Below are 15,365 nucleotides of genomic sequence, written 5' to 3' on the forward strand. Positions count from 1 at the left end.
AGATCCTAAGCATTCATTTTGCGAAGCGATTAGTGGAAGTTCCGAGATCTTTGCCGCAGCGTGTGCTGATCGCCAAGCCCTGAGCCTGCATCCGCTGCGACGCCCTCTCGTCCCCGATCACCCAGCCCCGAAAGCAGTTGGGTTAGGTCACACAGGCGGGCGCAGATGAGATGGATCACGTCCCCCTCGCGCTGAACAAGCCCCTGGATGCCGAGCATCGTCGCGGTCAACACGATCCGGCGCTGCTTTTCATAGAGATCCGGCCAGACCACGAGATTGGCGATGCCGGTGTCATCTTCAATCGTGATGAAGGTGACATTCTTCGCGCTGCCCGGGCGCTGACGGACCAGCACCAGCCCGGCGGTGCGAACCGAGCGACCATCACGCAGACTGTTGGCCTCTGCGCAGGAGAGAAACCGCTGCTGCGCCAGATCGGCGCGCAGGAACGACACCGGGTGCTGGCGCAGGGTCAGGCCGACATGGGCATAGTCCTCCACCACCTCGCGCCCCGCCGTCATCGCTTTCAGCCTCACGGCCTCTTCGGAGATCTCCGGCGGCGGGCGGCCATCGTCATTCGCGCTCGCGGCGAACAGCGGCAGCGGCTCATCGCGCAGCGCCTTGATGGTCCACAGCGCCTCGCGCCGCGCCTGACCGAACTCCGAGCGGAACGCATCGGCTTCCGCCAGTTTCACCAGCGCGGCCGCAGGCACACCTGCACGGCGCCAGAGATCGTCAATATCGCCGAACGGCTGCCCGGCACGGGCCGCGACAATGGCGGCGGCATGGGTATTGGCGAGACCGGAGACCCGGTTGAACCCGAGCCGGACGGCAAAGCGATGATCGCGGGTTGGCTCGAGTGTGCAGTCCCAGCGCGAGGCGTTGATGCAGACCGGCCGTACTTCGACCCCGTGGCTCTGCGCGTCGCGCACGATCTGCGCCGGCGCGTAGAAGCCCATCGGCTGGCTGTTCAGTAGCGCGGCGCAGAAGACGTCGGGATGCCAGCATTTGAGCCAGGCGCTGGCATAAGCGATCAGCGCGAAGCTGGCGGCATGGGATTCCGGGAACCCGTAGCTGCCGAACCCTTCGAGCTGGCCGATGATCTTTTCGGCGAACTCTTCGGTATAGCCGCGCTCGATCATGCCGCTCATCAGCCGCTCGCGAAAATTGACGACGCCGCCGGTATGCTTGAACGTCGCCATGGCGCGGCGGAGCTGGTCGGCCTCGGCCGCGCTGAACCCCGCGCAGACCATCGCGACCTGCATGGCTTGCTCCTGAAATAGCGGAACGCCGAGCGTCTTGCCCAGCACCTTCTCCAGTTCCGGCGTCGGAAAATCGACCTTCTCCTGGCCCTCGCGTCGCCGCAGATAGGGATGAACCATGTCGCCCTGGATCGGGCCGGGACGGACGATCGCCACCTGGATGACCAGATCATAATAGGTGCGCGGCTTGATGCGGGGCAGCATGGCCATCTGCGCCCGGCTCTCGATCTGGAAGGTGCCGAGCGTGTCGGCCTTGCGGATCATCGCATAGGTACGCGGGTCTTCCGCCGGGATCGACGCCAGATCGAGATCGATGCCCTTATGCTCGCGTAGCAGGTCGAACCCGCGCCGCATGGCCGAGAGCATCCCCAGCGCCAGCACATCGACCTTCATCATCTTCAAGGCGTCGACATCATCCTTGTCCCATTCGATGACCTGGCGATCCTCCATCGCAGCCGGCTCGATCGGGACCAGTTCGTCAAGCCGGTCCTCGGTCAGCACGAACCCGCCGGGATGCTGGCTGAGATGGCGCGGGGTGCCGATGAGCTGGCGGGCGAGATCGAGGGTCAGCCGGAGGCGGCGATCGCCCAGGTTGAGGTTCAGTTCCTCGGCGTGCTTCGGCTCGGCGCCCTCGGTCGACCAACCCCAGATCTGCGAGGACAGCAGCGCGATCATGTCCTCGGGCATGCCCATCGCCTTGCCGACGTCGCGCAGCGCGCCCTTGGCGCGGTAGCGGATCACGGTCGAGCAGAGGGCGGCGCGGTGCCGGCCATAGGTCTCATAGACCCACTGGATCACTTCCTCGCGGCGCTGGTGTTCGAAATCGACATCGATGTCGGGTGGCTCGCGCCGCTCCTGGCTGACGAACCGCTCGAACAACAGGTTGTTGCGCGACGGGTCGATCGAGGTGATGCCGAGCACATAGCAGACAGCACTATTGGCCGCGCTGCCGCGCCCCTGGCAGAGGATGCCCCGCAACCGCGCGAAGCGGACGATCGAATCCACCGTCAGAAAATAGGGCGCATAATCGAGGCTCTCGATCAGGCCCAACTCATGCCGGAGCGTTGCGGCGACCTCTTCGGGCAGACCTTCGGGAAAGCGCTCCTTCGCGCCAGCCCAGGTCCGCTTCGCCAATGTTGTTTGCGCGGTCAGTCCGTCGTCGACCACTTCATGCGGATATTGATAGGCGAGTTCGTCGAGGCTGAACCGGCAGCGCTTAGCCAGTTCGGTCGAGCGCGCGACCGCTTCGGGCCAGAGGCGCAGCAGCCTGGCCATCTCTTCGGGCGGCTTGAGATAGCGATCGGCATGGCGGTTCTTCGCGAACCCGACATCGTCGATGGTGCAGCCTTCGCGGATGCAGGTCATCACATCCTGGAGTATCCGGCGTTCGGGATGGTGAAACAGCACGTCGTTGGTCGCGACGGTTGGCACGCCCGCCTGCGCCGCCATATTGACCAGATCGTGCAGCCGCAGGAAATCGCGCGGGCGGCGGCGCAAGGTCAGCGCCATGTAGCAGCGCCCCGGAAAGAGGGATGCAAGGCGGCGCTGGCGCATGGCGGTCATATCGTCCGCAGCATCGGGCACCAGCATGGCGATCAGGCCTTCGCCCCAATCGGCTAGGTCGTTCCAGTGCAACTCGCACTTCGCCTTGCCGGCCCGGGCCTTGCCGACCGACAGCATCCGGCAGAGCCGCGCATAGGCCGGTCGATCGGTCGGATAGACGAGAATGTCCGTGCCGTCGGCGAGGATCAGACGGCAGCCGACGATGAGCCGCACGCCGGTCTCTTTCGCGGCAATATGGGCGCGCACGATCCCGGCGAGGCTGTTGCGGTCGGTGATCGCCAGCGCCTCGATCCCCAGCAACGCGGCCGTGGCGAACAGTTCCTCGGCCGAGGACGCCCCACGCAGGAACGAGAAATGCGAGGCGCATTGCAGTTCGGCATAGCCACTCATGCGAAGATGCCGTGCAGATACCAGCGATGGTCGCCGGTGTGCGGATCTTCGCCGTCGCCCCGGCGGAACAGCCAGAAGCGTTCGCCCGCTTCATCCTCGACCTGGAAATAATCCCGAACCGCCGACAGCTCGCCATCGCGCACCCACCATTCGCCGAAGATGCGTTCAGGACCGTCGGCGCGCTTCACGCGGCGGCGCACGCCGCCCCAGGTAAAGCTGGCGGGCGGATGATCGGGCAGCAGCGCCATCGCTTCCACCGGCACCGGAGGATCGAGCAGACGTGACGGGCGCGGCCAGTCGTTCGGCCAGGAGACGCCGATCGGCGGCGCCAGCGGCTCGATTCGGGCGACGCTGCGTTCGGGCACCTCGCTCTGGGTCGGCGCGCAGCGGTAGAGCCTTCCATGCGCCATACGGTTGGCGAGCGTATCGACCAGATCGGAGAGATCGGGCGCCGCTGGATCGATGAGACTGGTCGCCGTGCTGCGATAGTCGAGCGGCTCGGCGATGCTGGCGGTGAGCGTCATCAGCTCGATCCCGAACCCCGGCGCTACGGTCTCGATCTTGTCGCAGAGCAGGCGGGTCATTCGCTTGACGTCGCGCAGCGGCTTGGCGGTGCCGGCGCGGATCGCCTCGATGCGATTATCGACGCGGGTGAACAGCAGATCGAGCCGCCGCGCGCCGAGACCCTGCCGTTCCAGTTCTTCGCAGAGATGGACCACGAGCTTGCCGGTGTAGCGCGCCAGCGTCTCGGGCGCGCCGATCGGTTCGGCAAAGGCACGGCGCACGCGGATCAGCTCGGGCGCTTCGACCAGTTCAAATGGTTCGCCAGTGCGGCCATAGGCCTGATCAAGGCGGCGGCCGACCTCGGGGCCAAAGCGCAGGGTCAGCGGCGCACGGGGCATGGCCGTGAGTTCGCCGATGTTATCGACGCCGAGACGGCGCAGGGCATCGATCGTGGCCGTATCGAGCCGCAGGGCCGCGATCGGCAGCGATGCAAGCTGCGCGTCGAGATCCCCCGGATCGACGATGATGGAGAGCGATCGACCGAAGCGCGCGAGACCATGTGCCGCACCATAGGTGGGCGCGATCGCGATACGCGCGGCAATGCCGGTCTCGGCAAGCCGCTTCGCCAGATCGGCGACGAACCCCGCTTCGCCGCCAAGCAAATGCGAAGCGCCGGCCATATCGAGCCGCAGCCCGTCAGGCGGGTCGGCCGCGACGATCGGCGAGTATCGCTTGAGCGCCCAGATCGCGAGGCGTTCCAGCGCGGCATCATCGCCCGCCGGATCGGCATCGCGCACATCGAGGCCCGCCACCAGCGCCTGCGCCTTGGCGACCGCCATGCCCGGCGCAATCCCTTCAGCCCGTGCGGCGGCGTTGACGGCGAGGATCAGGCGCTTGCGGCCCTCGCGGCCGACCAGCGCCAGCGCGGTCTCAGGCGACGGCGCCGATGCGCCGAGTGTCCGTGTCAGCCGATCCGTGGGCCAACTCGGCAGGAAGAGCGAGACGGCCCGCGTCATCGCAAGCCTCCAGCTCGAAATCCGCGCAGTCGCCCGCGCGCGCGCGGATCAGTTCGACCAGCCAGCGTGCCCGGCTGACGCCGGGCACCGGCAAAGGCGCGGAAGGGAGCGCGGAAACACGCCAGCGGGTGACGCTCGCGGTCGGCTGCCCGAAGTCGGCTGCCTCTGTCATGCGCCGCCAGCGCCGGATCGCGAGCGCGATCGTGCCGGATTCTTCCGCGCAGAGCTGCAAGCGGCGCGAGGCGACCATCGGCAGGCGGGCAAGCTCGCCCACCACGGCCGACAGGCCGCCATGGCGTAGTCCTTCCTCCATGCAGGCGAGCACCGCTTTTTCCTCGCCGACCTCGGCGAAGATCACCCGGTCGGGATGCAGGCCCGCCTGCGCCAGCGACGGGGCGAAGAGATCGCGCCGGGTCACGCACCAGAGCACCTGGCCCGACGTGCGTGCAGCAATGCCGGCGGCGAACAGCGCCGCGGCCGAACCATGGACCGCGCCATTACCGCCGCCGGCCACCTCGTGTAGCGCGCCGAGCGCCAGACCGCCGCCCGGCACCTTGCGGTCCACCGCCTCGATCCCGAACGGCAGAACCCCGCACGCCCGCTTCCCGCCCGATTCGATGCGGGCGATCTGGTCGCGGAGCGCGGAAAGCTGGGAATTGGCGGGCATAGGCGTCGAGTCGAAAACATCTGAAATGGTCCAAATGTTCTCTAAATGTTCCCGTCGCCTCAGAGAGTCAATCTGACTCTCTGGTTGGACCTGAAGCGATCAGGGGTTTTCGTCGCGGCCTGTGAGGTGGGCAGCGTGCGCTGTAATGATGGTGGCAATCTCGTCGTAAACGACACGCACCCGCTTCGACATCTCGGCGGCGGCATGGCCCACCAGCCAAAGCGGTTCCTCCATCACCATTGAGCAGGGTAAACGAGAAAGACCTGAATTCAGGAAGCAGGGCAAAATACCGACACCAATCCCGGCAGCAATGGCGGCGCGGTGAGATTCAAGATGGTTGAAGCGGATGTCTGCCGATCGTCCGGTGAGACGATGAAGCCAACGGGAGGCTGGAAGGTCATGATCGCTTGTCCATCCGACAAGCCGCGCAGATGCGAGATCCGTAACCGAGCCCGCACGAGCGTAGAGGCCATGCGTCATCGTTCCAACCCTGCGAACCGTCAGTGCGCCATGATCGGGAGGCACAAGGCGCAGGGCGAGGTCCGCTTCGCCTCGCGCAATGCCTACCCGAGCGATGCCGGTGATGATCTCGAGTTGCAGCGCCGGATATTGCGAGAGCATGGGTCGCAGGGCTGGTAGCAGCAGATGGGTCGTGATCGTCTCCGGAGCCGCCAGACGCACGGCCCCCTCGATTGTCTCGGCTCTCCCGCTCGCGCGTGCACGAAAGCCGGCAACTGCTTCCTCCACCCGCTCGGCTTCCAGCATGAGCGCCTCTGCATCGGGCGTCGCCGTGTAGCCGCCGGAGTGCCGTACGAAGAGCGTTGAGCCGATGGCGGCCTCAAGCGCATCAATGCGACGACCTACAGTCTGGACGCTGACGCCAAGTATTCTGGCGGCTCCGGTCAGGCTGCCGGCGCGATAGGTCGCTACGAAATAGCGTACATCGTTCCAATCCATCGCTCATCCATAATTGGAAAACTGTCTTCCATCTACTTCCATTCCTGAAATGAGCTATCGCCTCGATAATGAGCGACGAAGGAGATCGCTCATGAATCAATCACGCCTTGAACGGGGCCAGGCCGCCAGCGATGAGAACGTCACCCTGATCGAACGATACTTCGCCGCTTTCGGCGCAGGTGATATTGAGGCTGCGCTCGAGTGCATCCACCCAGATGCGATCTGGCACGTCGATGGCGACCCGGCCGTCGTCACCGTCGGAATCATCCGCGGGCGTGATGCGGTGCGCTGCTGGCTGGAACGGTTTCCGACCGGCTTCAGGCCCTTGTCTTTTTCCGTCGACCGCCTGATCGCAGAAGACGCCGATGTGATCGCGCTGGGCCGGTTCCGGCACCGCGTCCAACCGACCGATGCCATCGTGGACAGCGACTATGCCATCCGCTTTACGGTCCGTGACGGCCTGATCGCACGTTACCAGATATTCGAGGATTCCCTGTTGATCGCGGCGGCGCGCCACAGTGCCAAACCTGCGCGGCAGGCTCTTATCAATGGATCGCTTTATGGTTGGGATGACAGCGGCAGCGGGCGCACCATCATTTTCCTGCACGGGCTTTTCCTGAACCGCCAGTTCTGGACCCCGCTGATCGACAGATTGGGCGGGAACGGCAGGTTCGTCACTTTCGATATGCCGGGTCACGGCATCAGCACCTGGCGCGAAGGGCTCGATCTGGACGGCATTGCCGATGATCTGGTGCTTTGGATCATGGAAAACGGAGCCGCGCCAGCCACCATCGTCGGCCACAGCCAAGGCGGCATGATAGCCTTGCGCATAGCGGCTCGATATCCAGATGCCGTCGAACGTCTTGTTGTGGTGAACAGCAGCGCGCGTCCCGAATATCCTGACAGGATCGATGCGTGGCGCACCCGCCGCTTGGCCTTGCTGGATGCGACAGCACGAAACGAAGTGCTGAAAGACGTTCAGCGCATGACGACCTCCCCCGGTTGGCTTGAGGCGCACCCGGTCGAGGCTGCATCTGAACGCGAGGCGATGGCTTCGCATGATCCCGCATCTCTCGCGTTGGCGCTCGATGCGGCTGTTTTAGACCGGGGTGATATGAGGCCGCACCTCACCGGAATCAAAGTGCCCGTGGCGGTGATCTCCGGTGAGCTGGACAATGCGACTCCCTTTGAACTGGGTCAGGAGATTGCCAATTCCGTTGGCGATGGACGTCATGTCATTGTGAAAGGCGCCGCGCATCATGTACCAACCGAGCAGCCCGAAGCCATCGCAGACCTACTGCGCACCGGATGATAGTCTTAGCCGAATCGCGCCTTTCTCAACAGGTGGCTCCGTCGGCTTTTCCGCCCATCGCGACGATAGCTAAAGCCTGATCCGGTAGGGATCGCTGAAGATTGGCCACCTCATCCCAGGGGGCGGCAAGCCAGCGATCCCATTCCTCTTTCCGGGTCAGGATCACAGGCATCGCCTTGGGGTGATAGCGCCCCACCTCGGCTTTGGCCTCCGTGGTCAGGAAGCCGAACAGGTCGCAGCTTATTTCGCCTTCGGCCTTTTTCCGTACACAGGTCCAATGGGTCCAGATCCCTGCGAAGAATGCGAGCGGCCGATCCTCGTTCAGCGCGAACCAGACTGGCTTGCGGTCGCCGCCGGGTGACTGGTCCGGCTCGCTGAAAGAGGTGAACGGCACCAGACAGCGTGATTGGGGGCCGAGCCAGCGGCGCCAGTGCGGACTTTTCGTATTACGGATGTTGGTGACACCCTTGTCGACCGATTTGCCTTCGAGCGCGAAGGCCGGAGATGGCATACCCCAACGCGCCATTGCCATTTCCCGGCCACCTTCCTGGTTGCGGACAATGGGCGCCGGGTAATCAGGATAGATCCCGGCCATCTCCGGCAGGTTGCCCGTGTGATCGGCCATGACCTCGGCAAGTTCGCGAATCGCCGCCTGACCTTTGACCAGAGAGTAGAGGTTGCACATCTCCGGCATCATGCCGCCGTTTCCGTACAGGGCAATCGTTACTCCTGGCGTGGTTTGGCCGGGAAGGATTTCGGGGAAAGGCTTCCCCTGACCGCAAGCCCGACAGGCGGTCTTGCGCTACCCCTTCGAGCGGGGCCAGCCGCCCCCGCAACGCCGCCCGCGAGAGTGAGAGGAGAGCCGGGTCTTCGTGACGGGTTGAGCGTCGCGAGAGAGGCTCGGGGCCGATCCGTCGCGGAGACATGCGATGGCGCGGGCTGCACCGGCGGCTGTGGCTCGCGACGATGCTCGACCATCAAATCCGCCGATACGGATTTCTGTAAGTCCGCATGGTCCCGTGACGGGTTCGGCGGTGCGCGCAGCGCGCGTTATCGCGCCGACGGCAAGGTCTCAGAGAGTGAGAGGAAGGCTTTGGTTTTTGCGACGGGTTGGAGGTCGGGAGAGGGTCTTCCGGCCGCCCGTCATGGAGACGTGTCATGGCGAAAGCCCCATCGAAGATCACCCTCAACCAGTCCCGGAACATTCCGTTCGACAGGCTGGTCCTCTCGCAATCGAACGTCCGCCGCGTGAAGCATGGCGTGACCATCGAGCATCTGGCCAATGATATCGAACGCCGCGGCCTGCTCACCGGCCTCAACGTCCGGCCTGTGCTCGACGAGGCTGGCGAAGACACCGGCATGTTCGAGATTCCGGCCGGTGGCCGCCGCTACAGTGCGCTGGCGATCCTGGTGAAGCGCAAGCGGCTCGCGAAAGACGCGCCGGTTCCGTGCGTGGTCAAGGCCGCGAACGATCCGGTCCTGGCCGAAGAGGATTCGCTGGCCGAGAACAGCGAGCGCGAGCCGCTGCACCCGCTCGATGAGTTCCGGGCGATGAAGACCCTGTTCGACAAGGGCGAGCAGGAGGAGGCGATCGCCGCCCACTTCCGCGTGACGCCCGCCGTCGTGCGCCAGCGCCTCAAGCTCGCGTCGGTCTCGCCCAACCTGCACGAATGCTATGCCGAAGGCGACATGACCCTCGATCAGCTCATGGCGTTCACGGTCAGCGACGATCACCAGCGCCAGGAGGATCTGTGGGGGCAACTCGCGCATAGCAGCAACAAGTCGTCCTGGTTCATCAAGTCCAAGCTGCTTGAGGACAAGGTCGAAGTCTCGGACAAGCGCGTCCGCTTCATCGGGCTGGACGCCTATATCGCCGCCGGCGGCGCGGGTCCGATCCGCGACCTGTTCGAAGCCGACGATGGCGGCTGGCTCTCCGATCCCGCCCTGCTCGATCGTTTGGTCGACGAGAAACTGCACGTGGAAGCCGACACGGTCATGACCGAAGGCTGGAAGTGGGTCGAGGCACTGGTCGATCTGCCCTATGGCTATGACGAGGACTGCCGCGCGATCACCAGCCAGGTGCAGCCGCTGACCGAGGCGCAGGAAGCACGGATCGTCGCCCTGCGGGCCGAAGCCGATGCGCTCGAGGCCGAATGGGACGGCAAACCCGATGTTCCGGAGGACGTGGAACTGCGTATCTCCGCCATCGACGCCGAGCTTGGCGTTCTCGCCCAGGGCAACCGGGTGTTCGATCCTGCCGAGATCGCCAATGCCGGCGTGTTCATCGGTCTGGAGGAAGACGGCACGCTCTATATCGACCGTGGCTATGTCCGCGCCGAGGATGAGCTGGAGCCTGACGAAACCGGCGAAGGTGGCGATGAAGCGTCCCATGCCGGATCGGATGACGCATCCGATGAGATCGGCGGGGAAGCGACCGATACCGAGTCCCGCACGACCCCGTCCGCGCCGGCCCGGAACGATGACGATGATGACGGCGAGGTCATCAAGCCGCTCCCGGACCGGCTCGTCGCCGAACTGACCGCGGCCCGCACGCTGGCGCTTCAGGATGCCTTCGCGCAGTCGCCTTCGGTGGCCTTCGCCGCCGTGCTGCACGCGATGGTGCTGTCGGTGTTCTACATGGGTCGCACCGAAAGCTGCATGGAGCTGGCTGTCCACCGCGTCTCCATGCCGTTCCAGGGCGCGGACCTGCGGAATAGCCCGTCGGCTGCATCCATCCAGGAGCGGCACGCCCGCTGGAAGGAGCGCCTTCCCCAATCCGATAAGGATGTCTGGGACGCGCTCCAGCAACTCGACGGCAGCGAACAGGCCAGTCTGTTCGCCCATTGCGCGGCCTATTCTGTGAATGCGCAATGGGAGCCGGTCCCGAAGCATGGCGGCGGCCGTGTCTCGGCGCATGGCGTCGCGCGCCGCATCGACCATGCCAATGTGCTGGCCCGCGCAGTGGGGCTCGACATGATCGGCGCCGGCTGGCGTCCGACTTTCGAGAACTATCTCAACCGGGTCGCGAAGCCGCGTATCCTCGAGGCAGTCGCCGAGGCGAAAGGACAGCAGACCGCCGGGCTGATCGACCATCTGAAGAAGGGCGACATGGCGCGCGAGGCCGAACGCTTGCTCGCCGATGCGAATTGGCTGCCCGAACCGCTTCGGACGCCGGTGATCGAGGAACCGCTGCCGCTGACGGATGAGGCTGACGCGCTGCCGGCGTTCCTTGATGAGGATGACACCTACGCCGACCAGGAAGCAGCCAACGACCAGGAGGGCGACGACGAATACGCTATCGCCGCCTGAATGCTGGTGCGGGACGGGTCGACCAGTCGCTGCCCCGTCCCGCACCGACGTCTCACCTCAATCCCATTCACAGCCCGGCCACGCGCCGGGCTTTTTTCATTTTCGGAGATCGACAATGAGCAATACGCCTTTTGTTCCCACGTTCGACATGACCGCCTTCCTGGCGCGCCAGGCGGAATATGAGAAACGAGCGAGCGAGATTTTTCCCGCCAATAAGGCTGCCGTCCTGTCTGTTCTGGCAGGATCTGGCATCACCCTTGTCACCGTGCGGTTCGATGGCAGTGGGGACAGCGGTCAAATCGAAGAGATTGACGCGCGTTCCGGTGAAAGCAGTGCCGACCTACCCGACACATCTGTCGAGATCGCCCGCTGTGAATTTCACGACGAGGAGGTCCGCCATGTGTCGGTCCCGCTCCCGGATGCGATCGAGGCCATGTGCTACGACCTCCTCGAAAGCAAGCATGGCGGCTGGGAGAACAATGAAGGCGGTTATGGCGAGTTCACCTTCGACGTCGCCGCCGGGACCATCGTTTTCGATTTCAACTATCGGATCGAACGGTCTGAAAACCATTACTACGAGCTGTAGGGAGGCGGAGATGGGCCATTGCTATCATCACGCGCTCTCGTCCGTGCGGAAATGGGGCGGCTCGGCCGAGGATTATCTGCCGCTGCATCAGTGGTTCGACGAGTCCAAGGCGATCACGGCTGATTTCCGCCATCGCGCGCTGCGCCATCATGCCGAGGGCATTTTCATGCTCGAACGCTTTTTCGGCGCGACCATCACGGTCTCAAGCGGGCGGGTCGTTCCGGTCCGCTTGATCGGCGAACAACATGTCCTCGAAGATCTCGGCTTCGTTCCGAGCTTCGCGGACTGGGTGCGCTGCATCCGCCCGCAGCCCTGGATGGGCCGCGCGCAGCCGATCCACAAGCTGGTGGACCCTTTCGCGATCGAAGGCCCGCCAGCCTCCTGATCCAACCCTCATGCTTCTTCCCCGAAAGCCCGGCCACGCGCCGGGCTTTCGCGTTTTTGGAGATCCGATATGGCTGATTATTTCTGCTCCACGGTGGTCCAGCCCACCATTCCGCTGAGCGCGATGACCCCGCTTGAGCGACTGATCCTCTCAAGCATCTTCAGCAGCGACACCGAAGGAGACGGCATCTATTTCTATGCCGAACAGGGCGCCAACGATATGCCCGCCTATCCCGTCGACGAGGTCCGCGCAGCGCTCGCCTTGTCCGGAGACGTTGAAAGCGCCGCGGCCAACGCGGTCCGCGCGGAGCTTGCCGAACTCGGCGAAGACGACGCCTATCTTCAACTCGACCTCTCGGTGTCCGGTTGGGAGATGTTTTTCCAGAGCATCGTCCGACGGACGCCCGCGCTCCCCTATGTATCGATCGTTTCGGCCTGGACCTGCACGAAAATGCGGCCAGACGGTTTCGGCGGCATGGCCGTGCTGATCACGGCCGACGACATCATGGCGCGCAGTACCGAGTCCATGCTCGATGAAATGCTCGGTATCGCCGAATATGGGCCGCTCGGCGTTGAGCCGGGTCTCGGCTCGCATGTCCTGCTCCGCCTCTGCGAGGAGCATGTCCGCGCGACCGTGGAAGTGGTCTTCGAGACGGAAGCGCCGGATGGTCTCCAGATCGCCGATGTGAGCAACGCCGATATCCGTCAGGCATCCCTCGATGTGAAGGCGGCCAGCGATCTCTCCCATGAAGAGGGAGAAGCCGCCTTCAAGGCCGCAACGCGAGCGATCTCGCTCGCCGCCAAGCGCAACCGCGCTGCCCGCTGAACGGTGCAGTCCGGCGGGTTGCTGCCGGCGAACATCGCCTGGGCGCTCTGCGCTCGGGTTTCCCCTCATAGAATGGAGATTGACCCGTGAAGATTTCCGACATCGAAAACGCCAGTCCGGAGGCGCTTGCGCCCTTGTTGCTCGCTACTCTTCAGCGCCTCGGCCAATTGGGCCGCAACGGCGCTGTCGCTCTCGCGCGGCTTGTCGAAGAGGATGACGCAGACGTGGAAGAAGCCGTGGAGTGGCTGGCTGACATAGCCGCCGGGTCGCTGCGGGAGTGTTCGGTCTGCCGTCGACTCCGTCTCCGGGCCGGCAGCCAGAGTGAGAGGATGGCGGGGAAGCGGGTGAGCCGGCCGGCTTGAGAGAGAGCGGTCGGCGGCTCGCTCCCTCGCTGCTCTCCCGGAGACCTCACATGACCGAAAGAACTGGCAACGCCTCTGTCGCGGGCGCGACGTCCATCATTCTCGATGGCGATGCTGTTCACGCCGTAGCGCCACTCGGGGCCGTCCTGCGCTACTTCGATGGAGCCCCGCGGCCGCCGGCCCGCCACACGCGCAAGCTGCGGGACTGGCAGACGCGCAACAGTACCGGCCGTCTCGTGGAAAAATCGCCGTCGGCGGTTATGGGCGGCAGGACCTGCTCGGCAAGCTTCGTGCTCCACGAGGGCACCTTTATGTCCGGCATCACGCCGGTCCTTGTCGTGCGTCGTCACTATATGGTTACGACCGACCTTCGCTTTGAAGTCCTCGAATTGCCGCAGCCGGGCATGGTGCGGGTTCTCACCCGTTGGAACGGCAAGGACGAGCTACGGCATCTTGCCGCCAATATGGCGGATGCCGAAAGCTGGGCGTCCCGGAACCGCTATTCCAATCTCGTCCTTCAGCTTGTCGAGGACGAGCCCGTCGTCTCGACCATCAGGAGGGCGGCATGAACCCGGCGCCTTCGGTTCCGGCCACCTATGGCCGCACCGCCGACGGCGATCTCGCCGCGCTAGTCGACGACACCGCCTATGCCGCCATTCCAGGTCGGAGCGGCCTGCGGATCGCGAACCGCTGGCGGCTCAGCAAGCCTATGAGCCAATGGCGGCGCGATGATTTCTATGGCGCAATCGCCGTCGTCGCGGATGCAGTGGGGTTTCATGACCATATCGCCGAGCTGGTCCAGCACCGGGAGGAATTGCTGCGGCTCGAACGGAAGCGTGGCGATGGCAAGCTGTCGACACCGTGGGGCCAATCTCAATCGAGTGAGATCTATGCCGATGGGGTGGTCTTCCATTCCACGGCGAGCCATGGCGGCTTCAAGCTCGATCGCGCGCGCAACGCGAGAATGCCCGCGGCCCTACGGGTTGCCGGGGGCTGGTATGAGGAAGATGCGGAATGGGCGAAGGTCGCGACTGGCTTTCCCGATCTCTTCACGGCCTATGAACGGCGTCACGCTGAGAAGACCCTGCGCGACTATTACCCAAATTGTTGGGAGGCGATCCACGACCGTTTCCTGGCGCCCGGTGAATCCGTCGAAAATGACCGGCGACTCTTTGGCGAGAAGCACCGGCACGATTGGGTGGTCGTATCGGCGATCCGATCCAGGGAAAAACCTGGCATGACGGATTGCATCGCCCGGCTCGGCGGGCGACGCGATCAGGGTCATGAACGGCGCTTCCGCGTTCCATCCGATGAATATGTCGCTGAGCGCTTCGGGTTTGTAATCGACGAGGCCCGGCACCTGGAAGTCTGATTTATCTGGGCGGCTCCGTCATGGGGTCGCCCATTTTTTCGTCCGCCGTCCAGAGTTGGACCATATGGCAGGTTCTACAGAAGCGACGTCACCGCGCCGAGCGCGGTCCCTCCTTCGGCCAAACGGCGATCCAGCGTGCAAAGCCTTGCACCCCGCTCCGCCGCGATCGCCAGATGCAGCGCGTCACCGGCACGCAGATTCAGCGAAAACTGATCGGAGAACAAAGCCGCGGTCCGAAAATTGGCAGAAGCCACCGGCACGATCGTCAGGCTTTCGCTGCAAAGCCGTTGAAACTGGCTCAGCACCTCGGCGCGTTGAGCCGAATCGAGCTGGCCTGTCCGCACCTTGATCGACAAGGCGGATGACATCTCCGTCACGACCCAGTCGCTGATGATCAGTTCCTCCGGGTCTTGCCCGGCCAGCCATTCCTGAATCTCCGCCGTGCGGGCCTCGTTCGTCAGCGCCGCGATCAGCAAAGACGTATCGAGATACAGCATCAGTAACGATCACCATCGCGCATGGCGCGCGTGAACCTGTCCGCGCTTTCGCTTTGGACCGGCAGGGAATCGGTCAGTTGGCGCAGCCGGGTGGCATCGATCGCCTTGCGCGGCCGTTTGGCAGCCTCAAGGCGGGCCACAGGCTTCCCACGGCGCAGGATATCGATCGTGTCGCCAGCAGCAGCGCGATCGACCAGTTCGCTCAAATGAGCTTTGGCGTCCGCCAGATTGATTCCATCCATGACTCGCTCCTGACCATGTAGTTGGTCACTTATAGGTTTTTTCGGCGAGAACGGCAACGCCGCAGTCTGGGGGCTGGTGGATGCGGCAAGCATCCACACCGGACCACCGGAGAGGAAGA

General features: G+C 64.3%; 15 protein-coding genes. 8 read left to right on the plus strand and 7 right to left on the minus strand.

All coding sequences use genetic code 11. From position 1 onward, the window contains the following. Positions 1 to 29: 29 nt before the first annotated feature. The 4 genes from U8326_RS13540 to U8326_RS13555 form a co-directional block, all read right to left on the minus strand. Positions 30 to 3,212, minus strand: coding sequence for an error-prone DNA polymerase (locus tag U8326_RS13540; protein WP_324740913.1), 3,183 nt, complete (start codon positions 3,210 to 3,212; stop codon positions 30 to 32). Next, positions 3,209 to 4,732, minus strand: a complete 1,524-nt coding sequence (locus U8326_RS13545) for a DNA polymerase Y family protein (RefSeq protein WP_324740915.1) — start codon at positions 4,730 to 4,732, stop codon at positions 3,209 to 3,211. The genes U8326_RS13540 and U8326_RS13545 overlap by 4 nt, the downstream gene beginning before the upstream one ends. Beyond that, entirely contained in the window at positions 4,647 to 5,399 is a 753-nt protein-coding gene (locus tag U8326_RS13550; RefSeq protein ID WP_324740916.1) for a damage-inducible protein, read from the minus strand. The genes U8326_RS13545 and U8326_RS13550 overlap by 86 nt, the downstream gene beginning before the upstream one ends. 99 nt (positions 5,400 to 5,498) lie before the next feature. After that, a complete protein-coding gene (locus U8326_RS13555; RefSeq protein WP_324740917.1) occupies positions 5,499 to 6,356 on the minus strand; it encodes a LysR family transcriptional regulator in 858 nt (285 codons plus the stop codon). A gap of 49 nt (positions 6,357 to 6,405) precedes the next feature. Here U8326_RS13555 and U8326_RS13560 point away from each other — a divergent pair, with 49 nt between their 5' ends. Then, on the plus strand, positions 6,406 to 7,668 hold the full coding sequence (locus U8326_RS13560; RefSeq protein WP_324740918.1) for an alpha/beta fold hydrolase: 1,263 nt from the start codon (positions 6,406 to 6,408) through the stop codon (positions 7,666 to 7,668). Positions 7,669 to 7,693: 25 nt separating this feature from the next. Here U8326_RS13560 and U8326_RS13565 read toward each other — a convergent pair whose 3' ends face one another. Beyond that, complete coding sequence (locus tag U8326_RS13565) at positions 7,694 to 8,365, minus strand: SOS response-associated peptidase (RefSeq protein ID WP_324740919.1); 672 nt, start codon at positions 8,363 to 8,365, stop codon at positions 7,694 to 7,696. 461 nt (positions 8,366 to 8,826) lie between these two features. Between U8326_RS13565 and U8326_RS13570 the strand changes: the two genes are divergently transcribed. From U8326_RS13570 to U8326_RS13600, 7 genes are all read left to right on the plus strand, one after another. Next, positions 8,827 to 10,977: a ParB N-terminal domain-containing protein gene (locus U8326_RS13570; protein ID WP_324740920.1), complete on the plus strand. Its 2,151-nt coding sequence runs from the start codon at positions 8,827 to 8,829 to the stop codon at positions 10,975 to 10,977. 115 nt (positions 10,978 to 11,092) lie between these two features. Next, a complete protein-coding gene (locus U8326_RS13575) occupies positions 11,093 to 11,563 on the plus strand; it encodes a DUF6878 family protein (RefSeq protein WP_324740921.1) in 471 nt (156 codons plus the stop codon). Positions 11,564 to 11,573: 10 nt separating this feature from the next. Next, the gene (locus U8326_RS13580) at positions 11,574 to 11,948 is read left to right on the plus strand and encodes a DUF6915 family protein (RefSeq protein WP_324740922.1); all 375 of its coding nucleotides are present in this window, start codon (positions 11,574 to 11,576) and stop codon (positions 11,946 to 11,948) included. A gap of 69 nt (positions 11,949 to 12,017) precedes the next feature. After that, positions 12,018 to 12,773, plus strand: a complete 756-nt coding sequence (locus U8326_RS13585) for a hypothetical protein (RefSeq protein WP_324740923.1) — start codon at positions 12,018 to 12,020, stop codon at positions 12,771 to 12,773. Positions 12,774 to 12,859: 86 nt separating this feature from the next. Beyond that, positions 12,860 to 13,135 carry a hypothetical protein gene (locus tag U8326_RS13590; RefSeq protein WP_324740925.1) on the plus strand — a complete coding sequence of 92 codons (276 nt, stop codon included), beginning with the start codon at positions 12,860 to 12,862 and terminating at the stop codon, positions 13,133 to 13,135. 50 nt (positions 13,136 to 13,185) lie between these two features. Then, positions 13,186 to 13,704 carry a hypothetical protein gene (locus U8326_RS13595; RefSeq protein WP_324740926.1) on the plus strand — a complete coding sequence of 173 codons (519 nt, stop codon included), beginning with the start codon at positions 13,186 to 13,188 and terminating at the stop codon, positions 13,702 to 13,704. Continuing rightward, positions 13,701 to 14,507 (plus strand): DUF7007 domain-containing protein, encoded by an 807-nt coding sequence (locus tag U8326_RS13600; RefSeq protein ID WP_324740927.1) that lies wholly within the window; start codon positions 13,701 to 13,703, stop codon positions 14,505 to 14,507. Before U8326_RS13595 ends, U8326_RS13600 begins: the two co-directional genes overlap by 4 nt. A gap of 74 nt (positions 14,508 to 14,581) precedes the next feature. Here U8326_RS13600 and U8326_RS13605 read toward each other — a convergent pair whose 3' ends face one another. Both U8326_RS13605 and U8326_RS13610 read right to left on the minus strand, forming a co-directional pair. Beyond that, complete coding sequence (locus U8326_RS13605) at positions 14,582 to 15,004, minus strand: type II toxin-antitoxin system VapC family toxin (protein WP_047822315.1); 423 nt, start codon at positions 15,002 to 15,004, stop codon at positions 14,582 to 14,584. Then, on the minus strand, positions 15,004 to 15,339 hold the full coding sequence (locus U8326_RS13610) for a type II toxin-antitoxin system Phd/YefM family antitoxin (protein ID WP_245626686.1): 336 nt from the start codon (positions 15,337 to 15,339) through the stop codon (positions 15,004 to 15,006). The genes U8326_RS13605 and U8326_RS13610 overlap by 1 nt, the downstream gene beginning before the upstream one ends. Between the last annotated feature and the right edge of the window lie 26 nt (positions 15,340 to 15,365).

This window comes from Tsuneonella sp. CC-YZS046 (genome assembly GCF_035581365.1).
Classification (GTDB): Bacteria; Pseudomonadota; Alphaproteobacteria; order Sphingomonadales; family Sphingomonadaceae; genus JAWKXU01.